We start from the raw sequence: 5,525 nt of genomic DNA on the forward strand, positions 1-5,525 counted from the left end.
GGTACCTACTGCGCGGCCAAGGCGTTCGCAACGTGCTATGCCGCGCGGCGGTAACGGCGAATCGCAACGCCCGTCGCGGGCCAACGAGGGACGATGTCGAACGCGATCCTGACGATCCTCTCCACGATGCTGGTGGCGCTCGCGCTCTGGCTGGCGTGGCGTGCGGCCAAGACGGCGCGGACGCCGCAGGCCGCGGTCGGCTGGACGGTGTTCCTCCTGTCGGCGCCCTATCTCGCGGTGATCGCCTATGCCTTCCTCGGGCCGCACCGCTACGAATCGCGGAGGCGCGCGCGGCGGATCAGCCGGAGGCTCTTCGACGACCACCGGAGCGATTGGCCGAACGCCACGCGCGACGATCCGCTCGCCATCAACCTGCGGCCCTTCGAGCAGGTGGCGGGCCTGCCCGTGGTGCGCGGCAACCGCGCCAGGCTGCTGGTCGACGGGGCCGAGACCTTCGCGGCCCTCTTCGCCGCCATCGACGGGGCCCGGCGCTACATCCTCGTCCAGTTCTACATTTACCGCGGCGACGCCCTCGGCCGCGAGATGGCCGACCGGCTGATGGCGGCGGCGCGGCGCGGCGTGCGGGTGCGCATCGCCTATGACGTGTTCGGCTCGGTCGGGCTGGGGCGCGGCCTCCTCCGCGAGATGTCGGAGGCCGGCGTCGAGGTCATGCGCGCGCGGCGCGGCGGCCCCATCGCGCGGCGCTTCCAGATCAACTTCCGCAACCACCGCAAATGCGTGATCGCGGACGGGCGCGTGGGGTTCCTCGGCGGGCTGAACGTCGGCGACGAATATCTCGGCCGCGATCCGACCTACGGGCCCTGGCGCGACACCTTCGTGCGGATCGAGGGGCCGATGGTCACGCAGCTCCAGCTCATCTTCGCGGAGGACTGGCACTGGGTCACCGGCGAGGCGCTGAGGACCGAGCTCGAGTGGACCTCCGAGGCGGAGGCGGGCGGCATCGACGGGCTGATCGTCGGCACCGGTCCCATCGACACCGAGGACACCGGGAGCGCGATGCTCTACGCCACGCTCGCCGCCGCGCGCGAGCGGATCTGGGTCTCCACGCCCTATCTCGTGCCCGACCTGCCCTCGCTGACCGCGCTCAAGCACGCGGCGATCGAGGGCAAGGAGGTGCGCATCCTCATCCCGGACGCGATCGACCACTACCTGCCCTGGCTTGCCGCCTTCGCCTATTTCGACGAGCTTCTCGAGGCGGGGGCCGAGATCTGGCGCTATCGCGAGGGCTTCCTGCACCAGAAGGCCTTCCTGATCGACGACAGGCTGGCCGCCGTGGGCACGCACAACCTCGACCACCGCTCCTCGCAGCTTAATTTCGAGACGATGGCCTATTTCTTCGACCGCGACTTCTGCGCCGATCTCGAGAAGGTGCTCGAGGCCGATTTCGCCCGCGCCTTCCGGCTGGAGAAGACGCTGGCCGAGCAGCCGCTGCGCCTCAGGATCGCGGCGCCGGTCGCGCGCCTCATGGCGCCGGTGCTCTGAGGGACGACGCGATGCGGATCGTCAGCTACAACATCCGCAAGGCCGTCGGTCTCGACGGACGGCGCGACCCCGAGCGCGTGCAGAAGGTGATCCTCGACAGCGGGGCGGACATCCTCGTGCTGCAGGAGGCCGACCTGCGCCTCGGGCCAAGGCCCGCGGCGCTGCCGAAGACCATCCTCGAGGCCGAGACGCCCTATCGCGTGGCGGACGTGTCGACGACGGACGTGAGCCTCGGCTGGCACGGGAACGCCGTGCTCGTGCACCGCGAACTCGACATCGTCGGCACCGCGCGCCTGCCGCTGCCGGGGCTCGAGCCGCGGGGCGCCGTGCGCGTCGACGTCGAGGGACCGTTCGGCCCGGTGACGGTGATCGGCGCGCATCTGGGGCTGCTGCGGAAATGGCGGAGGCTCCAGCTCCATGCGCTGCGCGAGCACCTGGAAAAGGCGGAGCGTCACCGCGCCGTGATCGCCGGCGACTTCAACGAGTGGTCTCTGAACTCCGGCTTCGAGCCGCTCGGCCCGGATTTCGACGTGGTCGTTCCGGGGCGGAGCTTCCACGCCTCCTACCCGGTCGCCTCGCTCGACCGGTTCGTGCATGGCAAGGGGCTGAAGCTGACGCAGACCGGCGTGATCCGCGAGGGCGCCGCGCGGCGCGCCTCCGATCACCTGCCGGTCTGGGCGCGGATCGCGCCGGCCTGAGCGCGGCCGGCGCGGGCAGGCCTCAGACCGAGGCCTTCAGCGTGTCGACGAGGTCCGTCTTCTCCCAGGAGAAACCGCCATCCGCCTCGGGCTGCCGTCCGAAATGGCCGTAGGCCGCCGTCCGCTGGTAGATCGGCCGGTTGAGCGCGAGATGCGTGCGGATGCCGCGCGGCGTGAGGTCCATGGCGGCGCGGATCGCCTTCTCGATCTGTTCCTCCGGGACCACGCCGGTGCCCTGTGTGTCGGCGTAGATCGACAGAGGCTCGGCCACCCCGATGGCGTAGGAGAGCTGGATCGTGCAGCGCTTGGCGAGGCCCGCGGCGACCACGTTCTTGGCGAGATAGCGCGCGGCATAGGCGGCCGAGCGGTCCACCTTGGTCGGGTCCTTGCCCGAGAAGGCGCCGCCGCCATGGGGCGCGGCCCCGCCATAGGTGTCGACGATGATCTTGCGTCCCGTGAGCCCCGCGTCGCCGTCCGGCCCGCCGATCACGAACTTGCCCGTGGGGTTGACCCACCACGTCGTCGCCTCGCTGATCCAGCCCGACGGCAGGACCTCGCGGATGTAGGGCTCGACCACGGCGCGCACGTCGTCCGAGGTCATGTCCTCGTCGAGGTGCTGGGTGGACAGCACGATGGACGTGACCTCGACGGGCTTGCCGCCCTCGTAGCGCACGGTCAGCTGGCTCTTGGCGTCGGGGCCGAGCCTCGGCTCCTTCCCGGATTTCCGCGCCTCGGCCAGGCGGCGGAGGATGGCGTGGGAATACTGGATCGGCGCCGGCATCAGTTCCGGCGTCTCGTCCACGGCATAGCCGAACATGATCCCCTGGTCGCCCGCGCCGTCCTTGTCCACGCCCTGCGCGATATGGGCGGACTGCTCGTGCAGGAAGTTCAGGACGTGGCAGGTGTTCCAGTGGAACTTGTCCTGCTCGTAGCCGATGTCCTTTATGCAGTCGCGCGCGATCTCGCCGATCATGCCCATGAAGGTCTTGAGACGGTTCTTGTCGCTCAGGCCCACCTCGCCGCCGATCACGACCATGCCCGTGGTGGCGAAGGTCTCGCAGGCGACGCGCGCCTCGGGTTCCTCGGCGAGGAAGGCGTCGAGGACGGCGTCGGAAATCCGGTCGCAGACCTTGTCCGGGTGGCCCTCCGAGACGGACTCGGAGGTGAAGATGTAGTTGTCGCGGGCCATGGGGAAGCGCTCCATTATGTGTTTGTCCCCACGCCAGGAAGCCGTTGTGGGGTCGCGATGGCTTACGCCGTCGCGGGCCTTTGTTCAATGGGCCTTCTTGCGCCGCTCGGCGAGCGTGACGCCGCCCGCGAGCAGCATCGCGAGAAGGATCGCGGGCCAGTCGCCGATCCGCGCATAGAGCGTCGGCGGCAGGGCTGGCGGCAGCCGCGCGTCGAGGTATCCCGCCTCGCCCAGCGGCAGCGCCGCGAGGATGCGCCCTCGCGCGTCGATCACCGCCGAGACGCCCGTGTTGGCCGCGCGCAGCACCGGCAAACCCTGCTCGACCGCCCTGAGCCGCGCGAGCGCGAGGTGCTGCCACGGCCCCGAGAAAGTGCCGAACCAGGCATCGTTGGTGACATGCGCCATCCAGTCGGGCCGCGCATCGAGCCGGCGGATGTAGCCCGGGAAGATCGCCTCGTAGCAGATCATCGGGAAGGCGGTGCCGAGGCCCTCGCCGAGGTCGAGCGCCACGGGCCCCGGGCCCGGCCCGTAGCCGCCCGGCATGACGGCGGCAAGCGCGCGGATGTCGAGGCGCTCGGCCAGCCCCTGAAGCGGCAGGTACTCGCCGAAGGGGACGAGGTGGTGCTTGTCGTAGACGGCGGCAACCTGCCCGCCGGGCGCCAGCAGCGCGAGGCCGTTGCGCACGGAAAAGCCCTCGTAGCGCTGGACGCCGATCATCACCTGCGCCCCGCCCGCCGCCTGCGAGAGCTGCAAGCGGGCCACGTCCGACCGCTCGAGGATCACGGGGAGGCTCGTCTCGGGCCAGATCACCAGGGCGGGCGGCCCGAGGTCGGGGTCGGCGGCGGCCGCCGTCAGGTCGCGGCCGCGCTGCCAGAAGACCGGGATCATGTCCTCCCGCCACTTGAGGTGCTGCGGCGCGTTCGGCTGGACGAGGCGCACGACGGGGGCCCCGGTGCCCGCGGCCGGCGCCTCTGCGCAGGGAAGGAGGTAGGGAACGAGGAGTAGCGGAAGGCTGACGCCGAGCACGACGACCCCGCGCCCCCTGAGCGCCACCCCCGCCCAGAGCGCGGACAGGCCGAGCACGAGGAGCGTCATGCCATGCGCGCCGACGACGCCGCCGAGGAACAACCAGGGCGTGTCGATCAGCGCGTGCCCCGGCAGCGCCCACGGAAAGCCCGTGAGGATGGTCGAGCGCAGGACCTCCGCCAGCGTCAGGAGCGGTGCAAGGAGCGCGACGCGCCCGAGCGGCGAGACCGCGAGACGGACCGCGCCCCAGGACGCCGCCGCCCAGAACAGCGCGAGGCCGCATGCGAAAAGCACCAGCGCGAAGGGCGCCATCCAGCCGTGCACCTCGGGCGTCACGAAGAAGGGCTCGACGATCCAGTGCAGCGTCAGCGCGAAGTGCCCCGCGCCCGCCGCGAGCCCGCGCCGGAACGCATCGCCCGCGCCGCCCGCGCCCGCCACCACGAGGAAGACGGCCGCGAGCCCCAGCGGCGTCGCGAGCCAGAGGTCGAAGGGCGCCTGCCCGAGCCCCGCCACGGCCCCGGTCGCCGCCGCCGCCATGAGCGCCGGCCAGCCCGCGAGGCGGGCGAGCGATGCGGCGGGGCCGCCGGGGGATGAGATCATGCCGCCGTCTGTGCCTTGGGCGCCCGGACCCGCAGACGCTTGATGCGGCGGGGATCGGCGTCGATCACCTCGAACTCCACGCCCGAGGGATGCGGCACGACCTCGCCCCGCGCGGGCACCCGGCCGGTGAGCAGGAAGACGAGACCGCCGAGCGTGTCCACCTCCTCCTCGTCGTCGATGCCGGACAGGTGGATGCCGATCTCGGCCTCGAACTCGTCGAGCGGCGCGCGCGCCATGGCGAGCCAGGAGCGTTCGCTCTCGCGGCTCCAGGGCTGGGCTTCCTCGATGTCGTGCTCGTCCTCGATCTCGCCGATGACCTGCTCGATGAGGTCCTCGATCGTCACGAGGCCGTCGACGCCGCCGTATTCGTCGATCACGAGGGCCATGTGCGTGCGCTCGGTCTGCATCTTGGTCAGCAGGACGCCGATTGGCATGGAGGGCGGCGCGAACAGGAGCGGGCGCAGCATCGTCCGGAGCGAGAAGCTGCCGTTCGACTTGTCGAAACCGTA

Annotated in this window: 5 protein-coding genes and 1 riboswitch; of the genes, 2 read left to right on the forward strand and 3 right to left on the reverse strand. The window is 71.1% G+C overall.

The annotated features are described in order from the left end of the window. The first annotated feature begins 93 nt into the window (after positions 1 to 93). On the forward strand, positions 94 to 1,503 hold the full coding sequence (gene cls, locus ACTS11_RS01860; RefSeq protein WP_442638653.1) for a cardiolipin synthase: 1,410 nt from the start codon (positions 94 to 96) through the stop codon (positions 1,501 to 1,503). Positions 1,504 to 1,514: 11 nt separating this feature from the next. After that, positions 1,515 to 2,201: an endonuclease/exonuclease/phosphatase family protein gene (locus tag ACTS11_RS01865; RefSeq protein ID WP_442638654.1), complete on the forward strand. Its 687-nt coding sequence runs from the start codon at positions 1,515 to 1,517 to the stop codon at positions 2,199 to 2,201. Between the two features lie 22 nt (positions 2,202 to 2,223). On the opposite strand, the gene metK is transcribed toward ACTS11_RS01865, so the two are convergent. From metK to ACTS11_RS01880, 3 genes are all read right to left on the reverse strand, one after another. Continuing rightward, complete coding sequence (metK, locus tag ACTS11_RS01870) at positions 2,224 to 3,390, reverse strand: methionine adenosyltransferase (protein WP_442638657.1); 1,167 nt, start codon at positions 3,388 to 3,390, stop codon at positions 2,224 to 2,226. A 7-nt stretch (positions 3,391 to 3,397) separates the two neighbouring features. After that, positions 3,398 to 3,446: riboswitch (SAM-SAH riboswitch) on the reverse strand. A gap of 28 nt (positions 3,447 to 3,474) precedes the next feature. Continuing rightward, positions 3,475 to 5,016 carry an apolipoprotein N-acyltransferase gene (gene lnt / locus ACTS11_RS01875; protein WP_442638655.1) on the reverse strand — a complete coding sequence of 514 codons (1,542 nt, stop codon included), beginning with the start codon at positions 5,014 to 5,016 and terminating at the stop codon, positions 3,475 to 3,477. After that, the coding region (locus ACTS11_RS01880; protein WP_442638656.1) for a transporter associated domain-containing protein at positions 5,013 to 5,525 on the reverse strand (513 nt) is incomplete at its 5' end. The genes ACTS11_RS01880 and lnt, both read right to left, overlap by 4 nt.

Origin of the sequence: Roseicyclus sp. (assembly GCF_052168335.1) — a bacterium.
Classification (GTDB): Bacteria; Pseudomonadota; Alphaproteobacteria; order Rhodobacterales; family Rhodobacteraceae; genus Roseibacterium.